At 65.9% G+C, this 17,540-nt stretch carries 16 protein-coding genes; 5 read left to right on the forward strand and 11 right to left on the reverse strand.

Annotated features, from left to right (window positions below; translation table 11 throughout):
• Positions 1-148: 148 nt before the first annotated feature.
• Genes CH276_RS16235 through CH276_RS16245 form a run of 3 tightly spaced genes read left to right on the forward strand, consistent with a single transcriptional unit; the run spans position 149 to position 2,002 of the window.
• The gene (locus CH276_RS16235; protein WP_045195246.1) at positions 149-865 is read left to right on the forward strand and encodes a TVP38/TMEM64 family protein; all 717 of its coding nucleotides are present in this window, start codon (positions 149-151) and stop codon (positions 863-865) included.
• A gap of 31 nt (positions 866-896) precedes the next feature.
• Positions 897-1,496, forward strand: coding sequence for a hypothetical protein (locus CH276_RS16240; RefSeq protein ID WP_094630004.1), 600 nt, complete (start codon positions 897-899; stop codon positions 1,494-1,496).
• Positions 1,493-2,002, forward strand: a complete 510-nt coding sequence (locus CH276_RS16245; RefSeq protein ID WP_032398041.1) for a hypothetical protein — start codon at positions 1,493-1,495, stop codon at positions 2,000-2,002. Before CH276_RS16240 ends, CH276_RS16245 begins: the two co-directional genes overlap by 4 nt.
• Before the next feature lie 13 nt (positions 2,003-2,015).
• Here CH276_RS16245 and CH276_RS16250 read toward each other — a convergent pair whose 3' ends face one another.
• Genes CH276_RS16250 through CH276_RS16260 form a run of 3 tightly spaced genes read right to left on the reverse strand, consistent with a single transcriptional unit; the run spans position 2,016 to position 4,500 of the window.
• Positions 2,016-3,200 carry an SPFH domain-containing protein gene (locus tag CH276_RS16250; protein WP_032398040.1) on the reverse strand — a complete coding sequence of 395 codons (1,185 nt, stop codon included), beginning with the start codon at positions 3,198-3,200 and terminating at the stop codon, positions 2,016-2,018.
• Between the two features lie 4 nt (positions 3,201-3,204).
• A complete protein-coding gene (locus tag CH276_RS16255) occupies positions 3,205-3,636 on the reverse strand; it encodes an NfeD family protein (RefSeq protein ID WP_032398457.1) in 432 nt (143 codons plus the stop codon).
• A gap of 54 nt (positions 3,637-3,690) precedes the next feature.
• Complete coding sequence (locus tag CH276_RS16260) at positions 3,691-4,500, reverse strand: DUF3097 domain-containing protein (RefSeq protein WP_032398456.1); 810 nt, start codon at positions 4,498-4,500, stop codon at positions 3,691-3,693.
• Positions 4,501-4,576: 76 nt separating this feature from the next.
• On the opposite strand from CH276_RS16260, the gene CH276_RS16265 reads away from it, so the two are divergent.
• Positions 4,577-5,404 carry a hypothetical protein gene (locus tag CH276_RS16265; protein ID WP_176459281.1) on the forward strand — a complete coding sequence of 276 codons (828 nt, stop codon included), beginning with the start codon at positions 4,577-4,579 and terminating at the stop codon, positions 5,402-5,404.
• Between the two features lie 34 nt (positions 5,405-5,438).
• Here CH276_RS16265 and CH276_RS16270 read toward each other — a convergent pair whose 3' ends face one another.
• The 8 genes from CH276_RS16270 to CH276_RS16305 all read right to left on the reverse strand — a co-directional run bounded on the left by CH276_RS16270 (position 5,439) and on the right by CH276_RS16305 (position 14,350).
• Positions 5,439-6,515: a ferrochelatase gene (locus tag CH276_RS16270; RefSeq protein WP_094630097.1), complete on the reverse strand. Its 1,077-nt coding sequence runs from the start codon at positions 6,513-6,515 to the stop codon at positions 5,439-5,441.
• A gap of 100 nt (positions 6,516-6,615) precedes the next feature.
• Positions 6,616-7,440: an NADH-dependent enoyl-ACP reductase InhA gene (gene inhA, locus CH276_RS16275; protein ID WP_032398037.1), complete on the reverse strand. Its 825-nt coding sequence runs from the start codon at positions 7,438-7,440 to the stop codon at positions 6,616-6,618.
• 73 nt (positions 7,441-7,513) lie between these two features.
• Positions 7,514-8,236, reverse strand: coding sequence for a 3-oxoacyl-ACP reductase FabG1 (gene fabG1 / locus CH276_RS16280; RefSeq protein WP_094630006.1), 723 nt, complete (start codon positions 8,234-8,236; stop codon positions 7,514-7,516).
• A gap of 66 nt (positions 8,237-8,302) precedes the next feature.
• Positions 8,303-9,295, reverse strand: coding sequence for a VWA domain-containing protein (locus CH276_RS16285; protein WP_094630007.1), 993 nt, complete (start codon positions 9,293-9,295; stop codon positions 8,303-8,305).
• A complete protein-coding gene (locus CH276_RS16290; RefSeq protein WP_032398034.1) occupies positions 9,292-10,281 on the reverse strand; it encodes a DUF58 domain-containing protein in 990 nt (329 codons plus the stop codon). Before CH276_RS16290 ends, CH276_RS16285 begins: the two co-directional genes overlap by 4 nt.
• On the reverse strand, positions 10,278-11,525 hold the full coding sequence (locus tag CH276_RS16295) for an AAA family ATPase (protein ID WP_094630098.1): 1,248 nt from the start codon (positions 11,523-11,525) through the stop codon (positions 10,278-10,280). The genes CH276_RS16290 and CH276_RS16295 overlap by 4 nt, the downstream gene beginning before the upstream one ends.
• A 322-nt stretch (positions 11,526-11,847) precedes the next feature.
• Positions 11,848-13,368, reverse strand: coding sequence for an NlpC/P60 family protein (locus CH276_RS16300; RefSeq protein WP_094648012.1), 1,521 nt, complete (start codon positions 13,366-13,368; stop codon positions 11,848-11,850).
• 439 nt (positions 13,369-13,807) lie between these two features.
• Entirely contained in the window at positions 13,808-14,350 is a 543-nt protein-coding gene (locus CH276_RS16305; RefSeq protein WP_094630008.1) for an Rv1476 family membrane protein, read from the reverse strand.
• 348 nt (positions 14,351-14,698) lie between these two features.
• On the opposite strand from CH276_RS16305, the gene CH276_RS16310 reads away from it, so the two are divergent.
• On the forward strand, positions 14,699-17,509 hold the full coding sequence (locus CH276_RS16310) for an aconitate hydratase (protein WP_032398032.1): 2,811 nt from the start codon (positions 14,699-14,701) through the stop codon (positions 17,507-17,509).
• Positions 17,510-17,540 lie beyond the last annotated feature (31 nt).

Consider the following 17,540-nt stretch of genomic DNA (forward strand, 5'->3'; position numbering starts at 1 on the left):
CCGGGTAGTCCTTCGCCCGACGTGAAGTGATGCTAACCCCACCGAGTTGCACATTATCGTGAGGATCACCTCACGTTCGATCGTGCAGCGCGGCTCTCGGACTCGGGAGGCGACGAGGTGTCGTCTCACGCCGGTACGCTGGCCTCTCGTGACCCGGCACCTGCGTGACGTTCGACTGATCGCGCTGCTGGCGGTGATTGCCGTTTTCGCTCTGGTAGCGGTGTTCGCACCCCATCCGAGTGTCGAACAGATTCGTGATTGGGGTGCGTCCGTCGGTCCGGCATTCCCGCTCGTGTTCTTCGGTGTGCACGCGATCGTGACCGTTGCGCCTGTCCCGAGAACGCTGTTCACGCTCAGTGCAGGAGTGTTGTTCGGGCCCCTGACCGGTCTGGCGGTCACCATCGGCGCGTCGACCGTCAGTGCGATGCTGGCGCTGCTGTTGGTCCGTGCCATCGGTCGCGACGCCGTGGCAGCGCGGATGTCGCACTCGGCTCTCGATTCGGTGGACGAGAGTCTGCGTCGACGAGGATGGCTGGCCGTCGGCTCCCTGCGCCTGATCGCGCCGGTGCCGTTCTCGTTGGTGAACTACGCGTGTGGGGTGTCGGCGGTTCGGCTCGTCCCGTTCGCCCTGGCGACGGCCGTCGGGATGCTGCCGGGCACGCTCGGAATCGTCGTGATCGGCGGAGCGATCGGAGGCGAGACACATCCGGCGCTGCTGGTGTTGTCTGCGGTCTGTATCGCGATCGGTCTGAGTGGGCTGGTGGTGGATTGGCGGCTCTCGCGAGGTTCGCGATCCGTGCCGGCGCCTGCGGGCGGTCGACAGGCCGGGAACCTTGATTCCGACGAATCAAGCCTTGAAGCTTGACTGGACCACATCAACGATCTAGCCTTGTCCGATGTTCGTGCTGACCGTGGACCAACGCCGCAGTAGATGCGATATCGATCGCGTGCCCGAACTGCTCGAACGCTATCGCGACCACGAACTGATCCGGCCCTTCGAGCGCACCGCAGGAGACGAAGTGCAAGCCGTCTGCGAGGACGCCGCTACCGTCGTCTCGATCGCTCTCGAACTGGTCGCCACCCCGCACTGGAGCGTCGGCATCGGCATCGGATCCGTCGAACTCCCGCTACCCGAGACGACACGCGCCGGACGCGGACCGGCATTCGAAGCAGCCAGAGACGCCGTGACCCGAGCCAAGAACGCCCCGGCTGCGCTCGCCGTCAGCGGTCCCGACGACGCTGCCGCCGAGGACGCGGAGACGGCATCGACCCTGGTTGCGCTGCTCGTGATCAGACGATCGGACCAGGGGCGAGAAGCGGTGGAACTCATGGCCCGCGGGTTCTCGCAAACCGAGGCGGCCGAACGGTTGAAGATCAGCAAACAAGCCATGTCGCAACGACTCTCGGTAGCCGGCTGGCACGTCGAGAACGCAGGTCGCACCCTGGCGACTCGACTGCTCGACACCGCGAACACGACGGGAAACCACAGGCCATGATCGTTGCCACCCTGGTGCTACTGGCACTGACCGCAATTGCCGCCATCGTCCCCACCGGCACCGGGATTCGCCGATGGCTGCCCACCGTCGCCGCGTCGAGTCTTCTCGTGGCAGCGGCAGTCCTGGCCACGGTGGCCGGACCGGCCTACGGTCTCGGCCATGCCGTCGGAGTCGTCCTGAGCGTCGTCGCAGCAGCCCTGGGTGGAACGGCGGCGGTACCCACCGTGTTTCGCATCGCACGACGACGCAGCGACTCGACCGGAGACGATCCGGTCGAGCCGCTGCGTGGTGGACTGACCATAGGCGTCCTCGAACGCGTGGCCGTCGCCGTGTCGATTCTCGCCGGATGGCCGGAGGGCATCGCGATCGTGCTGGCAGTCAAGGGACTCGCGCGCTATCCAGAACTGCGCGAATCCCATGCCTCCGAACAGTTCATCATCGGCACCTTCGCCAGCGTCCTGTGGGCTCTGGCCGCTGCCGGGGTCGGCACGGCCCTGATCAGCTGATCGGGGCCGTCCCTCAACGCTGTTCCGGCTCCGCCTCCGGGGACGCCGCCAGGGCACCGACGTCGAACCCCTTCGACAGCTCGGGCGCGGACGCCAGCGACGTGTCGACCGGCTTGCGCGCCACCGCTTCTGCAGCCTTGACCGCCTCGGCGACCGCCGGATCGGTCTTGGTCTCGAACCATTCGGCAACCTCGTCCGAATCGTCCTCCGGCTTGGGCTCGTTGCCGGCCGACTCGTTGGGCTCGTACCGGAACACACCGTCTTCGCCGGGCGCACCGAGTGTCTTGGCGAACCCCTTGAGAGCGTCACCGAAATCGCTCGGGATCATCCACACCTTGTTCGCATCGCCCTGAGCCATCTGCGGCAGCGTCTGCATGTACTGGTACGCGAGCAACTCGGGCGTCGGCTTGCCTGCCTTGATGGCGCCGAACACCTTCTCGATCGCCTTGGCCTGACCCTGAGCTTCGAGGTACTTCGCGGCGCGGTCACCCTGCGCCCGCAGGATGCGGGACTGGCGCTCGCCCTCGGCGGTGAGGATGGCTGCCTGCTTGCCGCCCTCGGCCGCGAGAATCCGGCTCTGCTTGTCTCCCTCGGCCGTCTTGATCGCCGATTCGCGATGGCCTTCGGCGGTGAGGATGGTCGCTCGCTTCTCGCGATCGGCCTTCATCTGCTTCTCCATCGACTCCTGGATCGAGGGCGGCGGGTCGATGCTCTTGAGCTCGACTCGGGCCACGCGCAGGCCCCAACGGCCGGTGGCCTCGTCCAGTACGACCCGCAGCTGCCCGTTGATCGAATCACGCGAGGTGAGAGTTTCCTCCAGCGTCATTCCACCGACGACGTTGCGCAGAGTGGTGGTGGTCAACTGCTCGACACCGACGATGTAGTTGTTGATCTCGTACACGGCCGATTGCGGGTTGGTGACCTGGAAGTAGACGACGGTGTCGATGGACACGGTCAGGTTGTCCTTGGTGATCACCGGCTGCGGCGGAAACGACACGACTCGCTCACGCAGGTCGACCTTGGCACGAATACGGTCGACGAACGGCACGAGAAACGTGAGCTGACCGGACACGGTGCGCGTGTAGCGGCCGAGCCGCTCGATCACGGCGGCCTCGGCCTGCGGGACGATCGAGATGGACTTGGCCATCAACACCGCGACGAATGCGACGATGACAGCCAGTGCGATGAGTGCTTCCACGTGGCTACGGTCCCTTCCATACGACGGCGGTTGCGCCGTCTATCTCCATCACGGTCACGGTGGTACCCGGGGCATAGACCTCGGTCTCGTCGAGTGGACGAGCGGTCCACACCTCCCCACCGAGCTTGATCTGGCCTTCGTGGGCAGTGACCTGCTCGAGAACGATCGCACTCTTGCCGGTGAGCGCAGCCATCCCCATCGGGGTTTCGGGCGGAGTCGCGAAGCGACGCAACAGTATCGGTCTCAGACCGAGCACCAATGCCAGCGACAGGACGCCGAAGACGATCGCATCGGCCCACACCGGGAAGTCGGTCAGAGCCGATACGCCTGCGGTGCCGAGCGCGCCGCCGGCGATCATGAGAAGAAAGAAGTCGCCCGTCAGTGCCTCGGCACCGGCGAGAACCACTGCCGCTATGAGCCAAATGATCGCTGCCACAGCCTCCATCCAAGCACGAATCGGACAATTGCCGGTGCGTTGCTGGACACAGCCCTACTCGGTGACGAAGTCGACCAATTGCTCGACGGCTCCGATCAACGGTGCTTCGAGATCACGGAAGCTCGACACCGACGAATACACCCGACGCCACCCCTCCCGCGGACTGCCCCACCCCAACTCTCGACAGATTCCGGTTTTCCAATCCTCACCCCGCGGGATCTTCGGCCAAGCGTCGATGCCGACAGCAGCGGGCTTGACCGCCTCCCAGACGTCGATGAACGGATGACCGGTGACGAGAACGTGTTCGCCCAGCGACCTCGTCAACTTCGACTCCTTGGAACCGGTCACCAAGTGGTCCACCAGAACTCCCACACGGCGGCCCGGTCCGGGACCGAATTCCGCCAACCGCTCCCCCAGATTGTCCAGACCTTCCAGATGCTCGACGACCACGCCCTCCACCCGAAGATCGTGTCCCCACACACTTTCCACCAGGGCCGCGTCGTGCACGCCCTCGACCCAGATGCGACTGGCGCGGGCGGTGCGCGCGCGCAGGCCCTCGACCTTGGTCGAACCGGATGCGGAGCGCGTCGGTGCCGCCGCAGCCGCCGCAGGCTTGGGCCGAACCAGGGTGACCCGACGTCCGTCGATCAGGAACGCCGCCTCGCGCAGGGCGAACAGCCGCGTCGTGCGGGCACCGTCCTCGAGCCGGACGAAATCTCCGTCGTAGGTGCGCTCGAAGCCGACCACGGCACCGCAGTACCCGGTGCCTGCATCTTCGACGACCAATCCGCGCTCGGCCGACACCTCCGGTGCCGGAACCTTGCGCATGCGACTGTGCCCTCTGAGAATGTCTCCGCCGTACATGTCGTTCACGGCGACCAACGCTAGCGACACCGGCGTCCCGAGCACGGTTCGCCACGCCGACCTATGCTCGTGAGTCGTGTGTTCCTCAAGCGCAAGTCTCGCCCTGTGGGCCGGTTCCTGGCTGGCCGGTGCCAGCTCGCCCGACGACGTCATCGACGCCATGTACGAGTGGGCACCGATGCATCTGGTGGGTGCAGGCGATGCCGACGCGGCAGTGAATTTCGGGCTCGAGCATCCCGGCTACGCCGATGGAATCGCGGGCCTGCTGCACGCGATCAGGGCGGCTGCAACAGCGTCGACTCCCGAGGCCGGCGACGATCGAGTCAAACTCGTTCTGCCTGCCCCCGGCGCAGTGACTGGACTGCCCGCGAACACGGATTTCTCGCGTGCCGCCCTGAACGCGGGGCAGGCCGTGATCGTCGGGACCTCGGGCAACGCCGGCATCGGTGTGGTGCCCGTCGTGGAGGGACCGGATGTGTTGCGCTGGACCGTGTACTCGATCGTCGTCCCCGAGCACCGTCATCGAGATCAGGGGTTGGGTGAGGCCGAGTACGAAATGCGTGAGGCCGTGCGCGGCGCAGCGGACGCTCTCGCGCAGATGCAGTCGCTACCCACCCGCACCCTCGACACCGATCCGCGCACCCGTATCGCCGCACTGATCGCCGACGCGGCACGGCATCGCTACCCGGCAGAGATGTCCGACAGAGCGTTCCGCGTCCTCGAATCGGCAGATCGGGTCGCCGCCATTCTGACGGTCGCGGCGGGATCGGCTCCGTCGGAGGCACCGACCGCGTCGGCAGCCGCGGCCCGTGAAGAACTCGTTCGACCGCTGTGGGCTGCGGTGCGCACCGCGCGCACCATTGCGGTCGCGACGAGCATCGAAGCGGCGATGCACTCCGCCTGACACCCCGTCGGACGCAGGTGCCGGGCGGACGCGTTCACGACGTGGCTGCGGGCCTGGCGGGCCGGGTGGGCTGCTCACAACAGCCGACGGCGCAGCGACTGCCGTCCAGCGTCGAACCGTAGCCGGGCACACTGCCGAGGCCGCGGCACCGTCCACCGACTCGGTATTCGTCCACGAGCTCGCGAATCATCTGCGGAAAACGCGCATCGGATCCGGGAGTACCTGCACGGGCGAAGGCCATTCCCAGTTCACGGGCTTTCTCCTCCGCTTCGGTGTCCAGATCCCACACGACCTCGAGGTGGTCGGACACGAATCCGATCGGACACACGATGACGGCGTCGACGGACTTCTCCGACAGCGCTTCGAGGTGATCACAGATGTCGGGGTCGAGCCACGGCACCTGCGGAGGGCCGGAGCGGGATTGCCACACCAGGTCGTAATCGTCGACGCCCGACGCGGCTGCGACGAGCCTCGATGCCTCGGCCACCTGACGGCTGTAGAGGTGACCGCCGTCCTGGGGCGGGCCCGCATTGGCGTCGGCGGCCGAGGGGATGGAGTGTGCGGTGAACACCAGACGTGCACCGGCGCGGTGCTGCTCGGGCAGTGAGGCTCGCGCCGATGCGACGGCGTCGCCGAACGCGTCGACCATCAGCGGGTGGTCGTAGTACTGCCGGATCTTGAGCAGATGCGGTGCATCGTCACCGACGGCGGCGCGGGCCCGGGCGATGTCCTCGTGGTACTGCCTGCATCCGGAGTATCCGCCCCACGCGGAGGTCGGGAAAACGAGCGCGTTCCTGATTCCGTCCGACTTCATGGTCGCGACGGTGTCCTCGATCATCGGATGCCAGTTGCGGTTTCCGAAATAGATCGGCAGATCGACTCCGGCGGAATCGAATTCGCTGCGGAGCGCCTCGATGATGTCTCTGTTGAGTCGGTTGATCGGCGAGACTCCGCCGAAGTGCATGTAGTGCTCGACGACGGCGTCGAGCCGCTCGGGCGGCACTCCACGACCGCGAGTGACGTTCTCCAGGAACGGGCGTACGTCGGCGGGCTGTTCCGGCCCGCCGAACGAGAGCACCAACAATGCGTCGAAGTCTCCAGGGGTGGTCATGTTTTCCATTGTGCCCCCGTCGCCGACCGGCCCCTGCGGGGGTCCGATCGGCGAACCAAACCTCTCGGCGGGCGCACGTGCGGGTGCGCCCACCGCGGCATCACATGTTCTCGGGCAGGTACGTGTTGTGGCTGGCTCCGCCGTCGACGTACACGATGGATCCAGTGGTGCCGGGCAGCCAATCCGAGAGCAACGCGACAATGGACTTGGCGACGACGGTGGGGTCGTTGACATCCCAACCGATCGGGGCAGCACCGTCCCAGTAGACGTTGAGCTGGTTCATCTTTGCCGCGTCGTCCGTGGCCGTACCCGCGATGGCCTTGGCGGCGAGGGTCTTGATGGGGCCGGCAGCGACGAGGTTGGAGCGAATGCGCTTGGCGGCGCCCACTTCCCGGGCCACGTAGCGGTTGACCGATTCGAGAGCAGCCTTGGCCACGCCCATCCAGTTGTAGTACGGCATCGACGTACGAGGATCGAAGTCCATTCCGACGATGGAGCCACCCTCGTTCATGACCGGCAGAACTGCACGCGCAAGCGATGCGTAGCTCCACGCCGAGATCTCGAATGCCTTCGCGGCGTCGGGGCCGGGGCCGTCGAGGAACGGCTTGGCGTCGGGGCCCATCAGGGTGCGGGGCGCGAATGCGATCGAGTGCAGAACCCCGTCGATACCTTCGGGCGCGACCTCGCGAACGCGGTCGGCCAACGCCGCCAGGTGCTCCTCGTTGGTGGCGTCGAGCTCGATCGCCGGCGGCACCTCCTTGGGTAGACGCTGTGCGATGCGGTCGATGAGCCGGAGCCGATCGAACCCGGTGATGATCACCTTGGCACCCTGCTCCTGCGCCATGGCCGCGGCGTGGAACGCGATCGAGGCATCGGTGATGATGCCGGTGACGAGAATGGTCTTGCCTTCGAGCAATCCGCCCATAGTGCTGTGTTCCTTAGCTTTCGAAGATGAAATCGATGACGTCGAACTGAAAAATACTGTGCAAGAACGGCTCTCAGTGACCCATGCCCATGCCGCCGTCGACGGGGATGACGGCACCGGACACGTAGGAGGAGTCGGGGCCGGCCAGGAAGCTCACGACCGCCGCGACGTCCTCGGGCTGCCCCAGACGCTGAAGCGGGATGAATTCCTTGGCCTTGCCGCGTAATTCGTCGGAGAGTTCTGCGGTCATGTCGGTTTCGATGAATCCCGGGGACACCACGTTCGCGGTGATCGAGCGTGATCCGAGCTCACGAGTGATCGACCTCGCCATGCCGATGACACCGGCTTTCGAGGCGGCATAGTTGATCTGCCCCGGTCCGCCGGCCATGGCCACGACCGAACTCAGGAAGATCATCCGGCCCCAACGCGCGCGCAGCATGGCACGGTTGGCGCGCTTGGCGACCCGAAAGGCCCCGGTCAGGTTCGCGTCGATCACGCGCTGGAACTGCTCCTCGGTCATGCGCATCAGCAACGTGTCGTCGGTGATTCCGGCGTTGGCCACGAGCACCTCGACCGGACCCTGCTTCTCCTCGACCTCCTTGAAGGCCGCGTCCACCGAGGCGGAGTCGGTGACGTCGCAGACGACTCCCAACAGCCCGTCGGGGGCGCCGGAGCCGCGGTGGGTGACGGCCACCTTGTGTCCGTCGGCTAGGAGCCGCTGGGCAATGGCGAGACCGATACCTCGGTTACCTCCGGTGACGAGTACCGATCGCGCGATGAAGTCAGGTGTGGACATGCCTAGCAACCTATCTGTTCGTCCTGGAATGACAAAGCGAAACTTACTGGTGAGTAAGAACAAAGATCACGGCAGACGTTGCCGCATCACCAACGCCGAACCGAGGCCGACCGATATGCAGAGAACACCGAGTATCAGCCACGGACGCGACGCGTCGCCGCGGGTGATCTCGAACCCGATCTGTTCTTCGAGGGTGTCGTAGACGTCTCGGAGACCCTCGAGCGACGACGCGGAGAAGAAGCTGCCGCCGGACAGGTTCGCGATCTCTCGCAACGACGGATCGTCGACCGGTACGGGGACGCGTTCGACGCCGTTCTCGTCCTCGATCTCGACCGAGCCGTAGCTGGTGCCGAACGAGATCGTGGAAATGGGCACGTTCTTGTCCTTGGCGGCACGCGCCGCGGTGTACCCGCCGCGTGGGTCGTCGAGGTTCTGCGGGACGGTCTGCTTACCGTCCGAGAGCAGCACGATGCGCGCAGGCGGTGCCGCGTCGCCGCCGCCGAGGATGGCACCGAGAGTGTCGATGGACTGGAGCGAGGTGAAGATCGCCTCGCCTGTGGCCGTTCGCTCGCTGAGCTGCAACTTGTCGATGGCGGACTTGGTGGCCTCGCGGTTGGCCGTTGGCGAGACCAGAACCGAGGCCGTACCGGCGAACGCGACCAGTCCGAGATTGATGCCGGGTGTCAGACCGTCGGCGAAGGATTTCGCTGCTTCCTGCGCGGCGGCCAACCGAGTCGGCTCGACGTCCGTGGCCTCCATGGACAGTGACACGTCGATCACCAGCATGACCGTTGCCCGGTTCCGGGGCACGCGTTGATCGGCGGTGGGGCCGGCCAACGCGACGGTGAGGAACATCAGGCCGACCAGAACGAGAGCCGTCGGCAGGTGCCGCAGCCGATTGGGCCGATCGGGTGCGACGGACTCGAGCAGTTCCATGTTGGAGAACCGCAGTACGTGCTTCTGCTTGCGCCGCTGGACGCAGACGTAGCCGACCGTCAGTGCGACGACGACGACGAGAAAGCCCAGCCACCACGGCGAGGCGAAATCGGTCAGGCTCATCGCGGCGCCCGCGCGGTGTTGGTGAACCCGGCCCCGATGGTGTGCCTGCGTGCGGTCACGAACCGTACGACGTCGGCGATCCAGTCACCGTCGGTACGGAGCGTCAATCGAGGTGCGCCGCACCGCCGCAGCGCCTTCTCCACGTCGTCGCGGTGTGCCGCGGCTGCGCGCGCGAAATCTGCCCGCAACCGCGGTGTCGTACTGAATTCGCGAGTACGACCGGATTCCGGATCGTGGAGAACGACGTCACCGACGTCGGGCAGTTCGAGATCACGTGGGTCGAGGACCTCGACGGCCAAGACGTCGTGCCGCGCGGAGATGGCCCGGAGCGAGCGCTCCCAGTCGATCGGCCCGAGAAAGTCGCTGATCACCACTGCCATTCCACGGCGTCGTTCGGGGCGTCGCAACGCTTCGATGGCCGCGCGCAGGTCGCCGCGCACACCGTCGGCTGCAGCAGGAGTGGTGGCAATGGCGCGAAGCATCGACTGCGTGTGCACGCGGCCGCCCCGTGCCGGAATGCGGTTGGTGTCCGAACCTGTTGCCACCACCGCGCCGATTCGATTTCCGCCACCGCCGGACAGGTGCGTGATGGCAGCCGAGGCCGCGACCGCGAGGTCGCGCTTCTCGCACCCGGTGGTGCCGAAGTCCAGGCTGGCCGACAGATCGACCACGAGCCAGGTCTCCAGCTCGCGGTCGGCGACGGACTGCCGCACGTGCGGATGCGTCGTACGCGCGGTGACCGACCAGTCCATCTGGCGAACGTCGTCACCCGGCTGGTACTCCCTGGCATCGCCCGGCTCGGACCCCGGACCGGGTATCAATCCGAGATGGTCACCGTGCAACACCCCGTCCAGCCGTCGACGCACGGTCAGTTCCAGGGTCCGCAGCGCTGCGGCCAGCTTCGGATCGCGCAGCTCACCCGAGCGGAACGACGGTGGCCGGGAAACGACGGCTCGGCCCGCGGAGGCGGTGTCGGGTCCGCTCACTGCCCCGGCGTACCGATCGATGATCCGTCACCGGACGGCTTCTGCAGAGACGGTGCGGGCTGGCCGTACTGCCCGGCTTGCGGATGGCTCTGGGGCCCTGGCTGCTGGGGACCCGGCTGCTGGGGCGCAGGCGGTTGGCCCTGGCCGGGAAACTGACCGGGTGCCGAGTACTGCCCCTGCGGCGGGTAGGGCCCCTGCGGCTGACGTCCGTCGAAGTGCTGCCCGGCCGGACCCCCTCCGTTGCTCTGCGGCACCGGTACCGCCTGCGGCGACACCTGCGGTAGACCGACGGTCTGCAGCACCCGGGAGATGACCGTCTCGGGGGTCACCTCGTCGGCCAGAGCGTCGTAGGAGAGCACGAGACGGTGCCGGAGCACGTCGGGAATGACTTCGAGAACGTCCTGAGGAACGACGTAGTCGCGACCACGGAGCAGAGCCAGTGCGCGGGAGGCCGCGATGATGCCGAGTGTCGCACGTGGCGATGCACCGTAGGCGATCCAGCTCGCCACGTCGTCCATCCCGAACTGCTCGGGCGTTCGGGTAGCGGCGATGACCCGCACCACGTAGTCGACGAGCGCGTGGTGCACGAACACCGAGCTGGCCAGATTCTGCAGCCGAACCAACTCGGCCGGGTCGAGGATCTGCTTGGGCTCGGGGGCCTTGATGCCCATGCGGTAGACGATCTCGCGTTCCTCTTCGACCGTCGGGTAGTCGACGACGATCTTGAACAGGAACCTGTCTCGCTGAGCTTCGGGAAGGGGGTACACACCCTCGTTCTCGATGGGGTTCTGCGTGGCCATCACCAGGAACGGGTCGGGCATCGGGAACGTCTTGCCGCCGATGGTCACGTGCCGCTCCGCCATGACCTCGAGCAGTGCGGACTGAACCTTGGCCGGTGCACGGTTGATCTCGTCGGCCAGCACGAAGTTGGCCACGACGGGTCCCAGTTCGGTGTCGAACTCCTCACGGCCCTGACGGTAGATCCGGGTGCCGACGAGGTCGGTGGGCACCAGGTCGGGAGTGAACTGAACTCGTGAGAACGAACCACCCACCACCCGTGCGAAGGTCTCGACGGCGAGGGTCTTGGCGACACCGGGGACGCCCTCGAGCAACACGTGTCCGCGTGCGAGCAACCCCACCAGAATGCGCTCCACCAGTCGGTCCTGACCGACGATCACGCGCTTGACCTCGTACACGGCCTTCTCGAGAAGTTGGACGTCCTCGGCCAGGGCCGGACTGTCCACCCGCTTCGGCTCCGCACTCGGTGGATTCGGAGTCGCAGACTCGACTCGCGTCGACCCCTCGTCGTTCGAAATCCGGCCGTCACGTGATGTCACCAAGAATTCACCGCTTTCAGTCGATCGTCGTCGGGCTCGTTTCGTACCGCCGCAATCAACTATTCCAGGTGATCGGTGTGTGCGCCGAAAGGCACCCCCGACGGGAAGCCGGAGTGGAGCCTGCGGAACGACTCGGGAAGCCGGAGTGGAGCCTGCGGAACGACTCGAGAAGCCGGAGTGGAGCCTGCGGAACGACTCGAGAAGCCGGAGTGGAGTCTGCGGATCGCGGTCAGGACACCATGCGCACTGCGTACGGCGTCATTCCGCTGTAGCGAACGTCGGACACCTTCACCACCGAACCCGATTGCGGGGCTTCGAGCATCTTGCCGTCGCCGAGGTAGAGCGCGACGTGTTGGCTGGCGTTGGGTCCGTAGAAGATCATGTCGCCGCGCTTCATCTCCGAGGACGGTACCTGCTTACCGGCGGTGTATTGGTAGCCGGTGTAGTGCGGTAGCGAGATACCCAGTCCTGCGAAGGCGTAGATCATCAGCCCCGAGCAATCGAAGCCGACCTTGTTGTAGTCGCCGTAGCTGTCGGCGACTCCGCCGTCCCTGATGCCCTTGGTCGGTCCGTTCTCGTCGCCGCCGCCCCAGGAGTACGGCACACCGAGCTGGCTCATTCCGCGGTCGATCGCCAACTCGACAGCTGCGCTGCCGGTGACGGACGGGGTCGTGGAGGTCTTCGGTTTGGTGGGCGTCTTGGGCTTGGTGGGGGTGGTGGGCGTGGTCGTGGTCGAGCTGTCCGAGTCGGTCGACGCGCTCGAATCGTCGTCCACGTCCACGTGCGAACGCTGGCCCTCGGCGATGGCGGCCGCGCGTTGCTGCGCCGCCAGGTTGGCCGACACTCGGGCAGCTGCCTGCACAGCAGCTTCCTTCGCTGCGGCCGTGGCGGCGGCAATGGCCGCGTCCTCGGCCGCCTTCTGCGCCTCCCAGTCGCCGTATGCGGCTCGCTGGTCCTGCAGACCGGCGACGTTGCTGCGGGCGGCATCGAGTTCGGTCTGCGCCGAGTCGCGCTCCGATTCGATCGTGGCCTTCCGGTCGGCCTCTGCCTGCAGCGCGGCCTGCGCCTCGGCGATGGCCTGCTCGGCCTCCGCCTTCTTCGCCTCGGCTTCCGAGGCAGCGGCGTCGGCTTGCTGCTTGGACTCACGCGCTGCCGAGTCGCGGTTCGCCTGCTCGGTACGGGCTCGCTGTAGGCCGTCGAGTACTGCGTTCTGACTGTTGGAGAGAATCTTCAGGACCTGGGCGCGGTCCAGGACGTCGTCCGGTCCGCTGGATCCCAGGAACGACGCCATCGAGGCGACGCCCGAGCCCTGGGTGTAGCTCGATTTGGCGAACTCGTCGAACTTGGCCTGGGCCGCCTGGATCTGGGTGCCTGCGTCGGCGAGAGCCTGCTGTGCGGCACCGACGACCGCGGCGGCCACGTCGGCCGCGTCGCGCGCATTCTGCAGATCGACCAGGGCCTTGTTGACGCCTTCGCGCTTCGACGCGACCTCGTCGTCGAGTTGGGCGAGCTGCTGGTTGGCCGAGGCGATCGCGTCGATCAGTTGGCCGACTCGGCCGAGGCTCGAATCGACGGCGCTGCCCGCGGCGGCGATGTCGGTGTCCGAGGGGTTGGGCGGTGGCGGTGGTACCGCGGCGGCAACCCCGGGAAGGGTCGCCGTCAACGCGAGAACGAGGCCTGCGCCTACCAGCACGAATCGGGTACGGACGAGTGCACGGCGGTGAGTTCCGCGGACTTGACGTCGGCTCACAAATGTCTCCCTCGGGTCCGGCATTCACTCGGGTTCGCGTCGAACCGTCGTGCCGTCGGGAAGCTCTCCGTCCTCCACCCCGATCGCAGGTGACGGTGAGCGCTCTCGCCGGGCAGGAAAGAAACACGCAGCGATACGACAGGTGCGAACCACGTCAGTCACACCCGAAGCAGTGGCCTCCCGAGTTCCCCACGGATGACAACCGCCTTCTGCGACACTCCTTCCCCAGCAGTGCCAATGGCACCGTACGACACTTCGCACCCTAAAGAAACTCCAGTCACAAATGACACATTGGTAATTTCACCAGGCACAACGCCGTGAACTCGGGGTTTACCGAAAACAATTTTTCCGACTTTTTCGGACGACCCGACGGTCACCATCGGGACGGGGTCGAACGGGGCGAGCGTCGGTCGGTCGAACGACACTCCGACGCGCGTGTTCAGTCGGCGACGGACTCGCTGTGCGCGCGGTCGTTCGACTCCGAACGCGAGCGATATCTGCGGACCTTCACGACAGCGGTCAGAGCCGCGACCGCGGCGACCACGACGACCAGGCCGCCCGTGAGCAGACCCCACGGTGTCTGATCCTCGACGAGGGTGTCGACGAAGTTGTCGGCTGCCACGACGTGGTTCCCGGTGTACGTACGGTCCTGGCCTGCTTCGAGGGTCACCCGGCTGATCGAGTCGCTGAACGTACCCACCTGCCCTGGGCTGAGCACGAGAACAGTCCCGCCCTCGCGTGCTCCGACAGCGGTTGCGAGGTCTCGAAGTTGCGAGTCGTGGCGAGGTTCGGTCGGCACGATGACGATGCTCAGATCGATGCCGTGGTCCTCGGCGCGCGCGACGACCGCGGACAAACCGGCCTCCTCGTCGGCGGGGGCACTGACGCCGGACTCGCGGACCGTGGCGACGATGCTGTCGACGTCCAGACCTGCCGGTATATCGGTGGCAAGTGGGGAAACGGCGTGAATCGGCTCAGGCATCTCTCGTCCAGTCGGTAGGAACCAGTCGGCTCGAACCCTACGTCACCGCCACGTGCGAACCTGGTTGCCCCGCAGGTCCGGCTTCACTACTGAGGTCGCCCTTCATTGCGCAGCCGGGAGCACTGCGTGAGGATCGTCGTGTGGTTCGGTCCCTCCAGACCCACCGAGGACCCGACCGCAGGTTTTCACAGGACAAGCGTACTGTTAGACTTCCATCGAGACACCGACCGTGCGTCCGCCCCGAACTCTCGCTACCGAGATTCGAGGCCGAGGCCCGCAGTCGGCGCCTCGCTTCAACCGTCGACACAGCCCCGTCGGCGGTGTGCCTCATAGACGAGTGGAGCTGAAGTGACCGCAAGTAAAGATTCATTCGGTGCAAAGGGCACCCTCGAAGTCGGAGAGAACTCGTACGAGATCTTCCGACTGTCGGCCTTGCCCGGTGCCGAGAAGTTGCCCTACGCACTGAAGGTCCTCGCGGAGAACCTCCTTCGCACCGAGGACGGTGCAAACATCACCGCCGACCACATTCGTTCGATCGCCTCGTGGGATCCGTCCGCGGAACCGAGCTTCGAGATCCAGTTCACCCCTGCACGCGTCATCATGCAGGACTTCACCGGCGTTCCCTGCATCGTCGACCTCGCCACGATGCGTGAAGCCGTCACCACCCTGGGTGGCGACCCCAACAAGGTCAACCCCCTCTCCCCCGCCGACATGGTCATCGACCACTCGGTCATCCTCGACGTCTTCGGCCGCGCCGATGCTCTCGAGCGCAACGTCGACCTCGAGTACGAGCGCAACGGTGAGCGCTACCAGTTCCTGCGTTGGGGACAGGGCGCGTTCGACGACTTCAAGGTCGTCCCTCCGGGCATGGGCATCGTGCACCAGGTCAACATCGAATACCTCGCACCGACGATCATGACCCGCAAGGGCCAGGCCTACCCCGACACCTGCGTCGGCACCGACTCGCACACCACGATGGTCAACGGCCTCGGTGTGTTGGGCTGGGGCGTCGGCGGTATCGAAGCCGAGGCGGCCATGCTCGGCCAGCCCGTCTCGATGCTGATCCCCCGCGTCGTCGGTTTCAAGCTCTCCGGTGAGATCCAGCCCGGCGTCACCGCGACCGACGTGGTGCTGACCGCGACCGAGATGCTGCGCAAGCACGGCGTCGTCGGCAAATTCGTCGAGTTCTACGGCGAGGGCGTGGCCGAGGTTCCGCTCGCGAACCGCGCCACCCTGGGCAACATGAGCCCCGAGTTCGGTTCCACCGCAGCCATTTTCCCGATCGACGAAGAGACGATCAACTACCTGCGCCTCACCGGCCGCAGCGACGAGCAGCTCGCTCTCGTCGAGGCGTACGCCAAGGAACAGGGCATGTGGCACGACCCGAAGAACGAGGCCGTGTACTCCGAGTACATCGAACTCGACCTCAACACGGTCGTTCCGTCCATCGCAGGACCGAAGCGCCCGCAGGACCGAATCCTGTTGTCCGAGTCCAAGGTTGCCTTCCGCAAGGACATCCACAACTACGTCGAGGAGAACCACCCGGCGCACGAGGGTGACAGCAAGCTCGACGAGGCGCTCGACGAGTCGTTCCCGGCCAGTGATTCCGCTTCGCTGAGCTTCGCCGAAGAGGACTCCGTCGACGTTCGTTCTGCCGCATACGGTTCCGAGGGCCGCCCGAGCAAGCCGATTCGGGTCACCACCGACGAGGCCGGCGAATTCGTCCTCGACCACGGTGCCGTCGTCGTCGCAGGCATCACCTCGTGCACCAACACCTCGAACCCGTCGGTCATGCTCGGCGCAGCACTGCTCGCCCGCAATGCCGTCGAGAAGGGGCTGTCCACCAAGCCGTGGGTCAAGACCAACATGGCACCCGGCTCGCAGGTCGTCACCGACTACTACGAGAAGGCCGGCCTGTGGCCGTACCTCGAGAAGCTCGGCTACTACCTCGGTGGTTACGGCTGCACCACGTGCATCGGTAACACCGGTCCGCTGCTCGAGCCGATCTCGAAGGCGATCAACGACAACGACCTCTCGGTCACCGCAGTCCTGTCGGGCAACCGCAACTTCGAAGGCCGCATCTCCCCCGACGTGAAGATGAACTACCTGGCTTCGCCGCCGCTGGTCATCGCCTACGGCCTGGCGGGCACGATGGACTTCGACTTCGAGACCGACGCTCTCGGCGAGGATCACGAGGGCAATCCGGTGTTCCTCAAGGACATCTGGCCGTCCTCGCAGGAGATCGAGGAGACCATCCAGTCCTCGATCAGCCGGGACATGTTCAGCAAGTCCTACGAGACCATCTTCGCCGGTGACAGCCGCTGGCAGAACCTGTCGACCCCCGAGGGCGACACGTTCGAGTGGGATCCCAAGTCGACGTACGTGCGCAAGCCTCCGTACTTCGACGGCATGACGATGGACCCGGCTCCCGTCGAGGACATCAAGGGTGCACGCGTGCTGGCGCTGCTCGGCGATTCGGTCACCACCGACCACATCAGCCCGGCCGGTCCCATCAAGGCGGGTACACCTGCCGCGCAGTACCTGGATTCGCACGGCGTCGAGCGCAAGGACTACAACTCGCTCGGTTCGCGCCGCGGAAACCACGAGGTCATGATTCGCGGAACGTTCGCGAACATCCGCCTGAAGAACCAGCTCCTCGACGACGTCTCGGGTGGCTACACCCGCGACTTCACGCAGGACGGCGGACCGCAGTCCTTCATCTACGACGCGTCGCAGAACTACCAGAAAGCCGGCATCCCGCTGGTCGTGCTGGGCGGCAAGGAGTACGGCAGCGGCTCCTCACGTGACTGGGCCGCCAAGGGCACCTCGCTCCTGGGCGTCAAGGCCGTCATCACCGAGTCGTTCGAGCGCATCCACCGCTCCAACCTCATCGGCATGGGCGTCGTTCCCCTGCAGTTCCCGGCCGGTGAGAGCGCATCGTCGCTCAAGCTGGACGGCACCGAGACCTTCGACATCGTCGGAGTCGCGAAGCTGAACGAGGGCACCACCCCGAAGACGATGACCGTCATCGCCACCAAGGAAGACGGCTCGAAGGTCGAATTCGAGGCAGTGGTTCGCATCGACACCCCGGGTGAAGCGGACTACTACCGCAACGGCGGCATCCTGCAGTACGTGCTGCGCAACATGATCAGAGGCTGAGTGCGCGTCGTCTGACGTACGCCTCGAACGG

The sequence above is a fragment of the Rhodococcus sp. 06-470-2 genome (assembly GCF_002258235.1).
Taxonomy (GTDB): domain Bacteria; phylum Actinomycetota; class Actinomycetes; order Mycobacteriales; family Mycobacteriaceae; genus Rhodococcoides.